Annotated in this window: 1 pseudogene; it reads right to left on the minus strand. The window is 41.6% G+C overall.

Annotated elements, in window-relative coordinates:
• Positions 1 to 284 precede the first annotated feature (284 nt).
• A pseudogene (locus tag R7040_RS28950) lies at positions 285 to 558 on the minus strand (DNA-binding transcriptional regulator); the annotation flags it as partial.

The following is a 558-nucleotide window of genomic DNA, read 5'->3' on the forward strand; positions in this document are numbered from 1 at the left end:
AAGACTATTGGTTCACTTCTTTAGTGCTGAGTTAAACTCGATAAAAAGGGGGAAGCCAATTTTCACTTCAGCGCCCTAGTCATTTGGAAATGGTGACTTGATGTTGATGTAACTTGTTTGTTCCCCAAAATGAGCAGAGACCGACGTCGAAGTGGATAATAGAACCCAAGATTTTAAAATACTTAATCGAATGGAAGGTAAGACTTCGCTCCTACGGCTATTAATAGCATCAAGGTGGGGGGCTGTTCATTCCTTTGCTTTAGATGTACTTAAAAACGAATCGTTCAACTTGTGCCATACAAGCTCTTTATCGTCTTCCTCAACCACATGATTTTAGGATTCTGGTTATTGCGCTTGTGCCAAATCATAGTAAATGGAATCAGTAGCTTGTGCTGATAATCTTCAGCAACGGGGATAGGCAACGCTATTAAGTTGGGGTGAAGCTGTTCGCAGTATCGCTGACAATATTTTGGTGCTGTGGTTAACATTTGATGGTCGGGCTTTTCTGCAACAAATAAAGCTTGCTCGAAACTCGCCATCGTTAGGCTAACGTTTCGA

This window comes from Vibrio sp. 1069 (assembly GCF_033340555.1).